Origin of the sequence: Agromyces sp. MMS24-K17 (genome assembly GCF_043950245.1) — a bacterium.
Taxonomy (GTDB): Bacteria; Actinomycetota; Actinomycetes; order Actinomycetales; family Microbacteriaceae; genus Agromyces.
Map to the genome: position 1 here is coordinate 604,779 of NZ_CP171640.1, position 14,692 is coordinate 619,470.

Below are 14,692 nucleotides of genomic sequence, written 5' to 3' on the forward strand. Positions count from 1 at the left end.
GACGGGTGCGCGCGCGCAAGCATCCGTCGTAGGCTCCGAGGATGGACAACCTGGACCGCGCGATCCTCGACCTGCTCCGACAGAACGCCCGCGCGGGCTACGGCGACATCGGCTCGTCCGTCGGGTTGTCCGCGTCGGCCGTGAAGCGACGGGTCGACAAGCTCGTCGGCGACGGCGTCATCCGCAGCTTCACCATCCAGGTCGACCCCGCGGTCGACGGCATGAGCACGGAAGCCTACGTCGAGCTGTTCTGCCGCGGCACGGTCGCGCCGGAGGAGCTGCGCCGCATCCTGCAGGAGGTGCCGGAAGTCGTCTACGCGGGCACCGTGACCGGCAGCGCCGACGCCATCGTGCACATGCGCGCCCGCGACATCACGTCGCTCGAGGACGCGCTCGAACGCGTGCGCATCGCCCCGAACGTCGACCACACGCGGAGCGCGATCGTGCTCTCGCGGCTCGTGAACCGCAACCGGGAGTAGGGCGATGCGCTTCGAGATCGACCCCGAATCGGATGTCTCGCTGGTCGAGCAACTGCGCGCCCAGGTCGTCGAGGCCGTGAAGGACGGGGCGCTCGGCCCCGGCACGAAGCTCCCCACCGTGCGGGGGCTCGCCGACCAGCTCGGCACCGCGCCGTGGACGGTGGCCCGCGCCTACCGGGCGCTCGAGGTCGACGGCGTCATCGAGACGCGGGGCCGCTCGGGCACGTTCATCGCACTCCACGGCGACCAGGCGCACCGCAAGGTGCAGGAGGCCGCGGCGGAATTCGCGGCGCTCGCGCGGCGGCTCGGGGTGCCGCCCGACGACGCCCTCGACGCGGTCGACGCGGCCCTGCGGATCGGCACCTGACCCGCGCCCGCGCAGCCGGGCTCGACCACCGGGCCGGCTCACGACTCGGGGATCGGCTCCTTCGGGAGCTTCCGCACCTTCGCGCGCCGACGCCGACGCTCGGGGATCATCGACCGCATCTCCTCGAGCTTGCCGAAGCACAGCAGCCGGTCGCCGGACTCGAGCACGACGCCCTTGCGCGGGTTCGGAATGACGCTGTGCCCGCGGTGGAGCGTGAGCACGGTGATGTCCCGCTCCCAGAGGCCCGACTCGCCCAGCGACTTGCCGACGAGGTCGGCGGCGCCGTGGACGAGGAGCTCGGCCACGCCGTACCCCGTCGAGACCGTGAGCCGCTGGCGCACGTCGATCTCGGGGAACGCGACCTGGTTGGCCATGTAGTCGATGATCGCGCCGGCGACGTCGAGGTTCGTCGCCTGCTCGATGCCCTGCAGGCCCGGCGACGAGTTGACCTCCATCACCAGCGGGCCCTCGTTGCCCTCGAGCATGTCGACGCCGGCGACCTTGAGGCCCATGATCTGCGCGGAGCGCACGGCGGCCTGCTCGTACTCGGGCGTGAGCTCGACGGCCTCGACGCTGCCGCCGCGGTGCACGTTCGAGCGGAACTCGTCGCCGTTCGCGACGCGGCGCATGGCCGCGACGACGCGGTCGCCGACGACGAGGGCACGGATGTCCCGCCCGCGGCTCTCGGCGATGAACTTCTGGATGAGCACGTTCTGCTTCGTCGAGTGCAGCGTCTCGATGATGGCCTCGGCGACCTTGACCTGCGGGGCGAGGATGACGCCGATGCCCTGGGTGCCCTCGAGCAGCTTGATCACGACCGGTGCCCCCCCGACCAGTTCGATCGCGGGCCGCACGTCGGCGCGGTTGCGCACGAATGCGGTCGCGGGCATGCCGATGTTGTGCCGCGACAGGATCTGCGTCGCGCGCAGCTTGTCGCGCGCGTTCGAGATGCCGTTCGCCGTGTTCGGCGTGTAGACGTCCATCTGCTCGAACTGCCGCACGACGGCCGTGCCGAAGTACGTGATCGAGTTGCCGATGCGCGGCAGGATCGCGTCGTAGTCGCTGAGCGGCCGGCCGCGGTACTGCAGGTCGGGTTCCGGCTGCGTGAGGTCGATGCCGAAGCGCAGCGTGTTCAGCACCCGGACGGTGTGGCCGCGTTGTTCGGCCGCCGCCCGGAGTCGCTGCGTGGAGTACGCCTGCGGGGCGCGCGACAGGATCGCAAGTTTCATCCTTGAGCCCCTGAGAAGATAGGCGAGTGACAGAGCCCATCCATTCAACCACCATCGCCGGATGGCGCGAGTGGGTGAGCCTGCCGGGCATCGACGTGCCCTGGGTGAAGGCGAAACTCGACACCGGCGCGCGCTCGAGCGCGATCCACGCGTTCGACGTGGAGGGGTTCCGCCAGAAGGGCGCCGACTGGGTGCGCTTCAAGGTGCGCCCGTGGCAGCTGTCCGAGGAGGACGCCGTCACGGTCGAGCGGCCGGTGCACGACCGGCGGCGGGTGCGCAGCTCGTCGGGGCACGTCGAGGAGCGCATCGTGGTGATGCTCGACGTCGTGATGATCGGGCACACCGTCACCGCCGAGGTCACGCTCAGCAACCGCGACCAGATGGGCTTCCGCATGCTGATCGGCCGCGAGGCGCTGCGCCAGGGCTTCATGGTCGACTCCGCCCGCTCGTTCGTCGGCGGGCGGGCGCCCAGGCCGGCGCGCCGCCGCAACCGCGGCAAGTAGCCGCGGCCGCAGCGGTGCGCGCACCCGAGGCGCCGCGCCGGATCGCCGCTAGAGCACCCCGGCCGAGAGCGTGGTCGGGTTGCCGAACCGGTGGTTGGTGATCGAGATCGCCTGCTCGCGCAGGAACGGCAGCAGCTCCAGGCGGCCCGACGTGGTGACCGGGTGCGACCACACCGCGACATCCGGCGTGCCGCCGAGCGCCTCGGCGAGCTCGCCCGCACCTCCGCCGACGAGCCGGACGCGCGGCGTCGCGACGCCGCCCTTGCGGACGCGGCCGAGCCACGAGGCATCCGCTTCCTTCCGCACCGGCACGTCGCGCGCCGACAGCAGGGTGCGCACCCCCTTGGGCAGCGGATGCGCCGTCGAGACGTGGAACGGCGACTTCGCGAGCAGCGCCGCGGCGATGACCCGCAGGCCGTCGACGGGCGCCGCGTCCTCGGAGATGCGGATGGTCACCGGCACCGGGCGGTAGCGGAACACGTTCCGCTCGACGCCGAGGCCCGAGACGTCCTTCGCGACGCCGTACTCCTCGGCCCAGGCGAGCTCGTCCGACAGGGCGCCGCGGCGCAGCACCTCGAACTGCTCGTACTCGAGCGACGACTGGGAGAACTCGATGAGGTCGCTGACGCGCCGCTCGAGGCCGCGCAGGTGCAGCGACGCGCTCGTGCGCGAGTGGTCGGGCACCCAGTCGCCGAGGCCGAACAGGTAGTTCGGGCCGCCGGCCTTCGCACCCGCGCCGACCGAGGAGCGCTTCCAGCCGCCGAAGGGCTGGCGCTGCACGATCGCGCCCGTGATGCCGCGGTTCACGTAGAGGTTGCCCGCCTCGACGCCGGCCAGCCAGGTGCGCAGCTCCTCCGGGTCGAGCGAGTGCAGCCCGGCGGTCAGGCCGTAGTCGACGGCGTTCTGGAAGCGGATCGCCTCGTCGAGGTCCTTCGCGTGCATGACGCCGAGCACCGGGCCGAAGAACTCGGTGAGGTGGAAGTACGAGCCGGGCTGCACGCCGGTGCGGATGCCGGGCGACCAGAGCCGGTTCGACGCGTCGAGGCGGCGCGGCTCCACGAGCCACTCCTCGCCCGCGCCGAGCTCGGTGAGGCCGTGCAGCAGCTTGCCGTGCGCCGACTCGATGACCGGGCCGACCTGGGTCGTGGCATCCTCCGGGTACCCCACGCGGAGCGACCGGGTCGCGTCGACGAGCTGGCGGCGGAACCGCTCCGACTTCGCGACCTCGCCGACGAGGATCACGAGCGACGCGGCCGAGCACTTCTGGCCGGCGTGGCCGAACGCGCTCTTCACGACGTCGGATGCCGCGAGGTCGAGGTCGGCCGACGGCGTCACGATGATCGCGTTCTTGCCGCTGGTCTCCGCGAGCAGCGGCAGGTCGGGGCGGAACGAGCGGAACAGCTCGGCCGTCTCGTACGCGCCGGTGAGGATGACGCGGTCGACGACGGGGCTGGCGACGAGCTCGCGGCCGAGCTCCTGCTCGCCGACGTCGACGAGCGCGAGGAGGTCGCGCGGCACGCCGGCCTCCCAGAGCGCCTCGACCATGACGGCGCCGGAGCGCTGGGCGAGGTGCGCGGGCTTGATGACGACGCCCGAGCCCGCGGCGAGCGCGGCGAGCACCCCGCCCGCGGGGATCGCGACCGGGAAGTTCCACGGCGGGGTGACGACGGTGAGCTTCGCCGGCACGAACCGGGCGCCCTGGAGGTGGTCGAGCTCGCGGGCGCGCTCGGCGTAGTAGTGGGCGAAGTCGATCGCCTCGCTCACCTCCGGGTCGGCCTCGGCGATGGTCTTGCCGGTCTCCGAGGCCATGACCTCGATGAGGCGGTCGCGGTTCGCGGCGAGGGCGATGCCGGCGCGGTGCAGCACGGCGGCGCGCTCGGACGCGGGGCGCTCGCCCCACGCGGCGCCGGCCGCGGCGACGGACGCGAGGAGCGACTCGAGCGCGGCGTGGTCGTCGATGCGGGCGGCCCGGATCGCGTCGACGCCGAGCGTCGAGCCGGGGACGCGGGCGAGGATGCGCCGGCCCCAGTCGCGGTTCGCGGCGAGCGCGGGATCGGTGTCGGGCTCGTTGCGGAAGCCGGGGGTGGCGCCGGGGCCGAAGACGCCGTCGGCGGCCGTCGCGCGCGCGGCCGGCCCTGCGGCGCCTGCGGCACCGGCCGCGCTGGCAGCGCCGGACGCGGCGGCCTCGAGGCCGGCGCCGCTCGACCCGCGGGTGAGCCCGGCGACCGCGAAGGTCAGCGACTCGTCCTCGTGCTCGGAGCCGGGAGCGGCCGCGCCGCGGTACGGGGTGTCGGGCAGGCCGCCGTCCCACTCGGTGCGGCGGTTCTGGGTGCGGTTCGGCGCGGGTGCCGGTGCCTCGTCGTCCTCGCCGGCGAGTGCCTCGAGCGAACGCAGGTAGCGGCCCCGCTCGCGCTGGAACAGCCGCTCGTCGCGGTCGAGCTCGAACACGGCCGACATGAAGTTGTCCTGGCTGGCGTTCTCCTCGAGGCGTCGCACGAGGTAGGCGATCGCGACGTCGAACTCGGTCGGGCTGACGACCGGCGTGTACAGCAGGAGCTGCCCGACGTCGCCGCGCACGGCGGCGGCCTGGCCGGTCGCCATGCCGAGCAGCATCTCGAACTCGACCGCGCCCTCGACGCCGCGCTCCTTCGCGGTGAGCCACGCGTGCGCGACGTCGAAGAGGTTGTGCCCGGCGATGCCGAGCCGCACGGCGTCGGTGCGCTCGGGCGTCATCGCCCAGTGCAGCACGCGCTTGTAGTTGGTGTCGGCGTCCTGCTTGGTGCCGTAGGTCGCGACGGGCCAGCCGTGCACCTCGGCGTCGACGTGCTCCATGGCGAGGTTCGCGCCCTTCACGACGCGCACCTTGATCGGGGCGCCGCCCGCGGCGCGGCGCTGCTGCGCCCACGCGGTGAGGCCCTGCAGGGCGCCGAGCGCGTCGGGCAGGTAGGTCTGCAGCACGATGCCGGCGTGCAGGTCCTTCAGCTTCGGCTGGTCGAGGAGGGCCTTGAAGACCGCGATGGTGAGGTCGAGGTCGCGGTACTCCTCCATGTCGAGGTTGATGAACTTGGGCTTGCCCTTCGCCTCGGAGGCGGCGGCGAGCTCGTACAGCGGGGTCAGCTTCGCGACGACCTTCGCAACGGCCTCGTCGAACGACCACATCGAGAGCTGGCTGACGACGCTCGACACCTTGATCGACACGTAGTCGACGTCGTCGCGGGCGAGGAACTCGCGGGTGCCGGCGAGGCGGTGGTCGGCCTCCTGCTCGCCGAGCACGGCCTCGCCGAGGAGGTTGAGGTTGAGCCGGTTGCCGCCCGAGCGAAGCTTCGCGATCGCGGGGCCGAGGCGGCGCGGCGTGGCGTCGAGCACGAGGTGGCCGACCATGCGGCGGAGCACGCGACGCGCGATCGGCACGACGATCCACGGGAACGCGGGAGCGAGCGCGCCGCCGAGGCGGATGGCGCCGCGCAGGTGCCACGGGAGGAAGCGGGGTGCGATCCTCGCGACCTGGGCGAGGTTGCGGCCGGCGACCGAGAGGGCCTCGGGGCGCATGACGCCGTCGACGAACCCGACGGTGAAGGCGAGCCCGTTCGGATCCTTCAGCACGCCGGCGAGGCGCGCTGCGGCGGGGTCGACCGGATGCCCGGCGCTCTCGGTCAGCCAGCGTCGCACGAGGGCGACGACGCGGTCGGTTCGAACGGCGGAGTCCGCGGTCGTCATGGTCACGACGGTAGTCCTCTTCTCTCGGGCGACGGCTCGCACGCGCGCGACGTCCGGAATAGTCTCAGCCGAGACATCCGTTCACTCCAGCGCATGATTCCGACGGATACTGTTCGGAGAAACCGAACGGATGCGACGGAGGGGCCATGCTCGACGTCCGACGCCTGCGACTGCTGGTCGAACTGCAGCGCCGCGGCACGCTCGCGGCCGTCGCCGAGGCCCTCTCGTACAGCCCGTCGTCCGTCTCCCAGCAGCTCGACGTGCTCGAGCGGGAGGTCGGCGTGCCCCTCCTCGTCCCCGCCGGTCGGCGCGTCCAGCTCACGCCCCAGGCGCTGGTGCTCGTCGAGCACGCCGCCGCCGTGCTCGACCGCCTCGAGGAGGCCGAGGCCGACGTGGCGCGCTCGCTCACCGACGTCGGCGGCACCGTGCGGGTCGCCGTGTTCCAGTCGGCCGCGCACGCCGTCGTGCCGCGGGCGCTCACCTTCCTCCGTGCGGAGCATCCGGCCCTGCGCGTCGAGGTCACCGAGCGCGAGCCCGAGGCCGGCCTCTTCGAGGTGGCCGCGCGCGACTTCGACCTCGTCGTCGCCGAGCAGTACCCGGGGCGCACGCGGCCGCTCCACCCCGACCTCGATCGCGTGCCGCTCGCGGCCGACGCGATCCGGCTGGCGCTGCCGGCGGATGCCCCGGGCCCGGCCGCGCTCGATGCCGTCGCCGACCGCCCGTGGGTGCTGGAGCCGCGAGGCACCGCCTCGCGGGAGTGGGCCGAGCAGCTCTGCCGGGCCGCCGGGTTCGAGCCCGACGTGCGGTTCGAGACGGCCGACCTGATGGCGCACATCCGGCTCATCCGCTCGGGCAACGCCGTCGGGCTCCTGCCCGACCTGGTGTGGGCGGGCGAGCCCGCGACCGTGCGCACCGCGCCCCTGCCGGGCGACCCGCAGCGCGAGGTGTTCTCGTCGGCACGGCTCGCGAGCGCGAGTCGCCCGGCGGTTGTCGCCGTCCGCGACGCGCTGCGGCGGGCGGCGGAGCCGGTCGATCCCGTGGAGCCCGCTCCTCCGGTTCGCCGGTGACTCCGGAGGGTCGAAGGGCTACCCTGCAACCATGGGGGCACGGGGGATCATCATCGGGGTGGGAGCGATCGTCGCGGCGATCGCACTGAGCGGATGCGCGGGCGGATCGGGCGGTGGCACCGTCGATCCGGTCGGCACCTGGGGCGATCCGTCGGCGGGTGAGCCGTACCTGGCCCTCGCCGAGGGCGGTGGCCTCTCGGGCTACGACGGCTGCAACCGGCTGACCGGCACGTGGGAGGTCGATGCGTCCGACCACGTCGACTTCGAGATCGCGTCCACGCGCATGGCGTGCGAGGGCGTCGACGACTGGCTGTCGCGCGCCGACGAGGCGACCGTCTCCGACGACACCATGTCGGTCATCGCCGACGACGGCGCCCAGATCGGCACGCTGAAGCGCACCTCCGATCAGCCCGAGACCGCGGCGCCCTCGGCGACCCCGTCGCCGTCCGACTCCGCGGGGGCCGCGGCCGGCGCCGAGGCGTTCATCGGCACCTGGGGCACGGCCGACGCCCAGCAGCCGCACCTCATCATCGTCGCCGACGGCACGATGAGCGGCAGCGACGGCTGCAACCAGCTCGCCGGCGGGTGGGAGCTCGACGACGACGGCTCGATCGAGTTCGACGACGTCGCGTCGACGCTCATGGCCTGCGAGGGCGGCGACCAGACGCTCGGGCAGCTCGACTCCGCCACCGTCTCCGGCGACACCCTGACCGTGATCGACGACCACGGCACCGTGCTGGCGACACTCCCCCGCACCGCGTAGCAGGCGCCTACTCGACGCCGCCGTTCCTCGACCGGCAGTTCCTCATCGTGGAGGCTCAGGTCGCCGAGCCGACATACGATACGACGTCGGTCATCTGGAGGTGCCCTCCGGCGGTGAGCCCTCGGGCTCGCCCTGCTCCGGATGCATCCACGGCGTATAGCTGACCCCGACCAGCAGCCCCTCCGGGCTCTGCAGCCGGGAGGTCGTCTGTCCCCACGGCTCGAGGTGCGCGTCGACGAGCACCTCGAGGCCCTTGGCGCGAAGCTCGGCGACCGCCGGGGCGACGGCGTCGGCCGACGCGACGTCGAACTCGATCCAGGCCTGCGGCACGGGCCGGTCGGCGGGCCACTCCGGCGTACCGAAGGTGGCCTCGGCGGCCTGGTCGATCGGCCAGATGGCGAAGGCCTTCACGCCGGGGAGCTCCTCGCTGTGGAAGTAGCGGGGCGCGTTCTCGTGGAACGCGATGCCGAGCGCGCCCGCCCAGAAGTCGTGCGATTCGGCACCCGGCGTGCCGATCGGGCCGAACCCGGCGACGAATGCGATGTCCATGGGCCGATGCAACCGCGAGCCTCCGACATCCGAGGGCGTGCTACTCGACCGCCGCCGGCTCCGGCGAGGCATCCGCCGGCGCTTCCGCCTCCGCCTCGGCCTGCGCATCGCGCTCGCGCAACGCCGCCGCGACCGCCTCCTGCACCCGCGCCTCCTCGGCGGCGGCGCGCGCCGCCCGCCGCTTCCGCCCGAGCACGATCCACAGGGCGATGCCGCCGGCGACGAGCAGCACGAGCACGAGCAGCGTCCACGGCACCGCCGCAGTCGTCGCCGACGCCTCGACGCGCTTCGGGGCGCGCTCGGTGCCCTCCGGCGCCGATGGGTCGAGGGCGACGGATGCGGTCAGCCCGAACGCCGGAACCACCCCGGCGACCCGCACGGTGACCGGCCAGGTCTCGCCGGGCAGCAGCTCGGGCACCGGGTCGACGCCCGTCGCCGCCACCGGCAGCATCCCGAACGGCCCGGTGAGCGTCACCGCCTGCGCGGCCGACAGCCGCACGTTCCCGGCGTTCCGCACGGTGTAGGCGACGGTGGCCTCGCCGCTGCCGAACGGGTTCAGCGTGCCGCCGTAGTCGACCCGCAGGTTCTCGATCGCGAGCGCCGGCGCGAGCTCGCCGCCGACGCGGAGGTGGATGCGGATGCCGAGCCGGCGGTCGACCGTGAGGCCCTCGTCCTCATCGGGCCGGGTGAGGGCGGTGAGGATGGCCCCGGCGTGGTCGCCCGGCGTCGCGTTCGCGGGCACCGCGAGGGTGAACGGCACCTCGACGGCCTCGCCGGGCTGCACGACGATCCGGTCGGCGGCGGGGAGGAGCCACTTGCCGATGTCGACGGCGCGCGCGTCGCGGGTCGCGACGTCGAGCTGGCCGCCGGCGGTGGTGAAGCCGTCGGCGGCGTACACGTCGAGCTCGATCGGCGCGGTGTCGTGGTTCGCGACGATGATCGCGTCCTCGATCGTCTCGCCGGGGTCGGCCTGATAGGCGTAGTTCTGCCGGGCGTCGTCGCCGTCGTACGCGGCGGGGCGCACGCCCCAGGTGACGTCCGGCCCCTCCTCGGCGGCGGCCGGAGCGGCTCCCGCCAGGGCGGCGCCGGCCGCGAGTGCGGCCGCGACGGCGATCGGGATGACCCGCGCGAGCAGGCCGGCGGGAACGGGGTGCGACGGTCGGGCGTGCATTCGGTGCTCCTCGACGATGAGGCTGCGCCGCCGTGACGACGCGGATGGAACGGATGGAACGGAGAACCGGTCCGGGTCGGCCGTACCGCCGACCCGGACCGGCGTGGATCAGCTCAGCGCGGTGATCGTGAGCGTCGCCCGGTAGGTGCCGTCGGTGGCGTTGACCGGGATCTTCAGCTCGAGGTCGGCCCCGAGCTTCGCGGACCCCTTCTCGTGCCCGCCGCCGGCCGTGCCGAGGGTCGACGCGGCCGAGAGGCCGTCGCCGCCGTCGAACCCGGACTGCACGGCGTCGCCGGCCTCGACGTCGCCGCCCGCCTCGACGACCTTCGGCGTCCAGCCGAGGTACTTGCCCGAGAACGAGGCGACGTTCGAGTCGAAGTCGCTGACCTGCGCCGAGACCGACCACTGGGGTCCGTTGCGGCGCGTGTCGGTGACGCGCACCGGGTTGATCTGGCCGGTGGCGGCGAAGTGGTCGCCGTTCTCCACCGCGGTGCCGAGGTCGACGATCCCGTTGGTGCCGTCGATGTTCCAGACGAACTCGCCGGGGGCGCCGGTCGGCACGACGACCTGCAGGTTCTGCGCGTTCGGGTCGACCTCCGTCTCGTAGCTCGCGAGGAACTTCGAGATGCCGCCGCCCGCGGCCACGGCGGCGTCGCCCTGGTCGTTGACGATGTGGTTGATGCCGCCCGTGCCGTTCAGCTTCACCGAGACCGCCGACTGCACCCGCACGCCGGGTGCCTGCGGCACCTGCACGCCGCTCTCGACGTAGATGTTCTGGCTGCCGTTGTACTGGTTGTCGAAGAACGAGTACACGCCGAGGCCCTGCGCGAAGTGCTGGCGCACGTGGTCGCCGACGCGGTACGCCGCGTAGCCGAGGCGGGTGCCGTCCATGTACGCGCCCTGGGTCGGCGGGTCGTACGGGATCTCGCTCTGGAAGAAGATCGTCCGGCCGCGCTCGCCGTTCCAGATGACCTGGTTCTTCTGGTAGTGCTCGACGAAGAGGCCGAGCGCCGTGACGTTGTCGCCGTTCACGACCACGCCGTGGTCTCCGACGTTCGAGGTCCAGCCGACGCCCTCGCCGTGGTCGGCACGCCAGGCCCAGATGTGGTCGAGCAGCGTGTTCGGGCTGTTGACCTCGATCGAGGTGGTCGCCTTGCCGGCCCACGGGCCGCCGACGCGGATGAACACGTCGGTGAGCGTCGTGGGGTCGGTCGGGTCGGCGTGCGTGGCGCCGTCGGGGCCGACCTTCACGAGCACGTCCGAGAGCGTGGTGCCCGCGTCGACCGTGAGGCCCGCGATCTTCACGCCCTTCACATCGCCGACCTCGATCGTCGCGTTGCCGGCGGTGGGCACGAGCGACGCGTAGCCGAGTCCGAGCACGACGGTGTCGGCGCGGTCGACGTGGAGCGGGGCATCCAGCTCGTAGACGCCGGGCGTGACGAGCAGGTGCTTGCCCGAGGCGAGCGCGGCGTTGAGCTGCGCGGCCGTGTTCCCCTCCTTCGCGATGAAGAAGTCGCCGAGCGGGATCGACTCGCCCGCGGAGGCATCCGTCGACCAGTCGTGGCCGCTGGTCTCGGTCTTCGCCTTGGGCACGAACACCTGGTAGTCCGAGCCGTCGAGGTAGAGGAACGGCGACTCGCGCACGATCGGCGTCTCGCCGACGTTCGTCTTGTTGCCGTTGCCGCCGCCCGCCTGCGGGCCGAAGTCGGTCGCGGGTGCGCCGTCGACGCCCGAGAACACCATGTTCCAGACGCCGCCGTTCCAGGTGCCCACGCTCGAGTCGCGCGTGAACCACTGCTGCTGCGAGCCGCTCAGGATCTCGCCGTCGACGTTCGAGTTGGCGAGGTAGCCGCCCGACGCGTACTCGCCGACGCGGCCCATCAGCGTGAGGTCGCCCTCGATGTTGATGCGGCGCAGCGGCGCCGCCTGCGAGACGGCGAAGCGCATCTGGTGGGCGTTCGTGATGCCGCTCGGGAAGGGCCGGTTGGCGTCGGCGCCGACCGGGCGCTGGATCGGGTTGAACGTGAGGTTCGACATGGAGCGCCAGAACCGCGTGAGCGAGCCGGGCTGCTGGCAGTCCCAGGGGTTGGCTTCGCAGGCGCGCACGGGCTCGACGTGGATCGAGCCGTTGATGCGCACGTCCTCGGGCGAGGCGCCGAGGCCGGCGACCGCCTGGTAGTACCCGAGTTCGGAGTTGACGATGCCGGTGGCCGTCAGGGGGTTGTCCTGGCCGGCTGCCGAGCCGTAGGTGCCCGGCTTGAAGAAGAACTGGTGCCGGTTGAGGCTGAACTCGGCCTCGTTCGACGCGGCCTGGAGGGCCGCGCTGATCTGGTCGGCGGTCCAGCTCGAGTCGAAGATCGTCACGTTGGGCCCGAAGTCGGGCTCGGCGGCGTAAGCGGGCATCGCGGTGATGGCGGATCCTCCGATGGCGAGGGCGGCGATGGCCGCTCCGGCGCCGATGCGTCGGCGCCGGGTTCGGGCGGGCGGATGCTCCGCCCTGGTGGGGTGCGTCACGGTGTTCTCCTTCGAACGTCGGCCGGCGGCGCATCGCGCCGCCGGGGCCCGGATCAGTGCGGTGGTGCACGGCCGACGCCTCCGTCGGCGCGGTCGCGGGGCCACTGTAGCGTTAACTTACTGACTTGTCAGTAATACATTTCGGAGATGACGCGAGCGGCCCGCGGAGGTCGCCCGACTACGCTCGGGGGATGCCCCAGCAGCACCCCGACCACGACGTCGTGATCGTCGGCGGCGGCCACAACGGCCTCACCGCGGCCGCGTACCTCGCCCGCGCCGGCCTCGACGTGCTCCTGCTCGAGCGCGACGACCACCTCGGCGGCGCCGCCGTCTCGGCGCAGGCGTTCGAGGGCGTCGAGGCCCGGCTCAGCCGCTACTCGTACCTCGTCAGCCTGCTGCCGCAGCGCATCATCGACGACCTGGGCCTCGACATCCGGCTCGTCCGCCGCCGCTACTCGTCGTACACGCCCGACCCCCGCGACCCGTCGCGCGGCCTGCTCGTCGACGTCGAGGCGGTGCCCGAGGCATCCGCCGCCGCCTTCGCGCGCGTCGACGCCGAAGCCGACGCCGCCGCCTGGAACGCGTTCTACGGCGACACCGCGCGCGTCGCCGAGGCGCTCTTCCCGACGCTCACCGAGCCGCTGCCGACGCGCGCGGAGGCCCGCGCGCTCGTCGGCGACGACCGCGTCTGGCAGGCGTTCGTCGAGCGCCCGCTGGGCGAGGCGATCGACGGATGCTTCGCCTCCGACCTCGTCCGCGGCGTGGTCGCGACCGACGGGCTGATCGGCACCTTCACCGACCTCGACGACCCCTCGCTCGACGCCAACCGCGGCTTCCTCTACCACGTCATCGGCGGCGGTACCGGCGACTGGGACGTCCCGGTCGGCGGCATGGGCGCCGTCACGGGCGAGCTCGCCCGGGCCGCCCGCGAGGCCGGCGCGACGCTCGTCACCGACGCCGAGGTGCTGACGGTCGAGGCCGACGGTCGGGTGCGGTGGCGCCACGACGGCGCCGAGCACGAGGCATCCGCTCGCACCGTGCTCGCGAACGTCGCGCCCGTCGTGCTCGACCGACTGCTCGACGCGGGCGCCGAGGCGCGGGCGCGAGCCGCCGCCGCCGCGGCGAGACCAGGCGCAACCGGCTCAGCCGGTTCCGCCGTCGGGGCTGCAACCGGCACAGGCGGTGTCGCCCCGCGGCACGGCATCACGACCGGCGACGTCGCCGTGCCCGCGATCATCCGCGAGCGACTCCGGCACCTCGCCGCCCCCGAGGGCGCGCAGGTGAAGGTGAACCTCCTGCTCACCCGGCTGCCGCGCCTGCGGGACGCGTCGGTGCGCCCCGAGGAGGCGTTCGCCGGCACCTTCCACATCAACGAGCTCGCGAGCCAGCTCGACACCGCGTACACGACCGCGGCGCGTGGCGCCGTGCCGTCGCCGCTGCCGTGCGAGATCTACTGCCACACCCTGAGCGACCCGTCGATCCTCTCCCCCGAGCTCGCCGCCTCGGGCGCGCACACGCTCACCGTGTTCGGCCTGCACGCGCCCGACCGGCTCGTCGAGCGGTTCGGCAACGACGCGCTCCGCGCGCGCCTCGAGGAGGCCGTGCTCGACTCGCTCGACTCGGTGCTCGCCGAGCCGATCCGCGACGTCATCGCGACGGATGCCTCGGGCCGCCCCTGCATCGAGGTGAAGACGACCCACGACCTCGAGGCCGCCCTCGCGCTGCCCGGCGGCAACATCTTCCACGGGCCGCTGTCGTGGCCGTGGGCCGAACCCGACGCCGCCCTCGCGACGCCGGCGCAGCGCTGGGGCGTCGCCACCGCGCACCCGCGCGTGCTGCTGTGCGGGTCGGGCGCGGTGCGCGGCGGCGCCGTATCGGGCATCGGCGGGCACAACGCGGCGATGGCGGTGCTCGAGTCGCTGGGCGACTAGCGCGGGTGCGTCAGAAGACGAACATCTGCCCCAGGACGAGCACCAGGATGACGAAGAGCGCGACGATCGCGCCGATCACCAGCAGCGCCTTCGTCGACAGCTTCGCCACGCCGAACCCGACGAGGAACGGCAGCGCGAGCAGGAAGATCGTCACGATCCACCAGAACGCCTGGTAGCCGCCCGGCGACGCCTCCTGGAGGCGCGCCCCGAAGAGCTGCTGCGTGGCCGGATGCGTCGCGAACGCGAAGGCAGCCGACAGCGGCACGGCGATCAGAGCGGCCACGATCAGGCCCGCCAACGCCCCCCACAGTCCGGACTTGCCCTCGGTGATGTCGAGTGCTTCCTCGCGAGATCCGTTCCCACCCTTGGATGTCATGGCACCGACTCTAGCCCGTCGGCCTC

The 14,692-nt window shown here is 73.1% G+C and carries 12 protein-coding genes; 6 read left to right on the plus strand and 6 right to left on the minus strand.

The window, feature by feature from the left end; genetic code table 11:
- Nucleotides 1–41: 41 nt before the first annotated feature.
- Entirely contained in the window at nt 42–479 is a 438-nt protein-coding gene (locus tag ACGGZK_RS02625) for an Lrp/AsnC family transcriptional regulator (protein WP_395244709.1), read from the plus strand.
- Nucleotides 480–483: 4 nt separating this feature from the next.
- Nucleotides 484–846, plus strand: a complete 363-nt coding sequence (locus tag ACGGZK_RS02630) for a GntR family transcriptional regulator (protein ID WP_395244710.1) — start codon at nt 484–486, stop codon at nt 844–846.
- A 38-nt stretch (nt 847–884) separates the two neighbouring features.
- Here ACGGZK_RS02630 and ACGGZK_RS02635 read toward each other — a convergent pair whose 3' ends face one another.
- Nucleotides 885–2,075 (minus strand): RimK family alpha-L-glutamate ligase, encoded by a 1,191-nt coding sequence (locus tag ACGGZK_RS02635; RefSeq protein WP_395244711.1) that lies wholly within the window; start codon nt 2,073–2,075, stop codon nt 885–887.
- A 26-nt stretch (nt 2,076–2,101) separates the two neighbouring features.
- Here ACGGZK_RS02635 and ACGGZK_RS02640 point away from each other — a divergent pair, with 26 nt between their 5' ends.
- On the plus strand, nt 2,102–2,578 hold the full coding sequence (locus tag ACGGZK_RS02640) for an ATP-dependent zinc protease (RefSeq protein ID WP_395244712.1): 477 nt from the start codon (nt 2,102–2,104) through the stop codon (nt 2,576–2,578).
- Between the two features lie 48 nt (nt 2,579–2,626).
- Here the strand turns inward: ACGGZK_RS02640 and ACGGZK_RS02645 are convergent, their stop codons facing one another.
- Nucleotides 2,627–6,295, minus strand: coding sequence for a proline dehydrogenase family protein (locus tag ACGGZK_RS02645; protein ID WP_395244713.1), 3,669 nt, complete (start codon nt 6,293–6,295; stop codon nt 2,627–2,629).
- Between the two features lie 146 nt (nt 6,296–6,441).
- On the opposite strand from ACGGZK_RS02645, the gene ACGGZK_RS02650 reads away from it, so the two are divergent.
- Together ACGGZK_RS02650 and ACGGZK_RS02655 are read left to right on the plus strand one after the other, a co-directional pair.
- Entirely contained in the window at nt 6,442–7,362 is a 921-nt protein-coding gene (locus ACGGZK_RS02650) for a LysR substrate-binding domain-containing protein (protein ID WP_395244714.1), read from the plus strand.
- A gap of 31 nt (nt 7,363–7,393) precedes the next feature.
- Complete coding sequence (locus ACGGZK_RS02655) at nt 7,394–8,125, plus strand: META domain-containing protein (protein WP_395244715.1); 732 nt, start codon at nt 7,394–7,396, stop codon at nt 8,123–8,125.
- Nucleotides 8,126–8,215: 90 nt separating this feature from the next.
- Here the strand turns inward: ACGGZK_RS02655 and ACGGZK_RS02660 are convergent, their stop codons facing one another.
- The 3 genes from ACGGZK_RS02660 to ACGGZK_RS02670 form a co-directional block, all read right to left on the minus strand.
- Nucleotides 8,216–8,674: a VOC family protein gene (locus ACGGZK_RS02660; protein ID WP_395244716.1), complete on the minus strand. Its 459-nt coding sequence runs from the start codon at nt 8,672–8,674 to the stop codon at nt 8,216–8,218.
- A 40-nt stretch (nt 8,675–8,714) separates the two neighbouring features.
- On the minus strand, nt 8,715–9,845 hold the full coding sequence (locus tag ACGGZK_RS02665; RefSeq protein WP_395244717.1) for a WxL protein peptidoglycan domain-containing protein: 1,131 nt from the start codon (nt 9,843–9,845) through the stop codon (nt 8,715–8,717).
- Between the two features lie 108 nt (nt 9,846–9,953).
- Nucleotides 9,954–12,359: an adenylyl cyclase gene (locus tag ACGGZK_RS02670; protein WP_395244718.1), complete on the minus strand. Its 2,406-nt coding sequence runs from the start codon at nt 12,357–12,359 to the stop codon at nt 9,954–9,956.
- 191 nt (nt 12,360–12,550) lie between these two features.
- On the opposite strand from ACGGZK_RS02670, the gene ACGGZK_RS02675 reads away from it, so the two are divergent.
- Nucleotides 12,551–14,290 (plus strand): phytoene desaturase family protein, encoded by a 1,740-nt coding sequence (locus ACGGZK_RS02675; protein WP_395244719.1) that lies wholly within the window; start codon nt 12,551–12,553, stop codon nt 14,288–14,290.
- Nucleotides 14,291–14,300: 10 nt separating this feature from the next.
- Here ACGGZK_RS02675 and ACGGZK_RS02680 read toward each other — a convergent pair whose 3' ends face one another.
- Nucleotides 14,301–14,666, minus strand: a complete 366-nt coding sequence (locus ACGGZK_RS02680) for a hypothetical protein (RefSeq protein WP_395244720.1) — start codon at nt 14,664–14,666, stop codon at nt 14,301–14,303.
- Nucleotides 14,667–14,692: the final 26 nt, after the last annotated feature.

Bases quoted from the DNA above. Each gene is read 5' to 3' on its own strand.
- ACGGZK_RS02625 (WP_395244709.1), top strand. From the start codon at position 42: ATGGACAACCTGGACCGCGCGATCCTCGACCTGCTCCGACAGAACGCC.
- ACGGZK_RS02630 (WP_395244710.1), top strand. From the start codon at position 484: ATGCGCTTCGAGATCGACCCCGAATCGGATGTCTCGCTGGTCGAGCAA.
- ACGGZK_RS02635 (WP_395244711.1), bottom strand. From the start codon at position 2,075: ATGAAACTTGCGATCCTGTCGCGCGCCCCGCAGGCGTACTCCACGCAG.
- ACGGZK_RS02645 (WP_395244713.1), bottom strand. From the start codon at position 6,295: ATGACGACCGCGGACTCCGCCGTTCGAACCGACCGCGTCGTCGCCCTC.
- ACGGZK_RS02650 (WP_395244714.1), top strand. From the start codon at position 6,442: ATGCTCGACGTCCGACGCCTGCGACTGCTGGTCGAACTGCAGCGCCGC.
- ACGGZK_RS02655 (WP_395244715.1), top strand. From the start codon at position 7,394: ATGGGGGCACGGGGGATCATCATCGGGGTGGGAGCGATCGTCGCGGCG.
- ACGGZK_RS02660 (WP_395244716.1), bottom strand. From the start codon at position 8,674: ATGGACATCGCATTCGTCGCCGGGTTCGGCCCGATCGGCACGCCGGGT.
- ACGGZK_RS02665 (WP_395244717.1), bottom strand. From the start codon at position 9,845: ATGCACGCCCGACCGTCGCACCCCGTTCCCGCCGGCCTGCTCGCGCGG.
- ACGGZK_RS02675 (WP_395244719.1), top strand. From the start codon at position 12,551: ATGCCCCAGCAGCACCCCGACCACGACGTCGTGATCGTCGGCGGCGGC.
- ACGGZK_RS02680 (WP_395244720.1), bottom strand. From the start codon at position 14,666: ATGACATCCAAGGGTGGGAACGGATCTCGCGAGGAAGCACTCGACATC.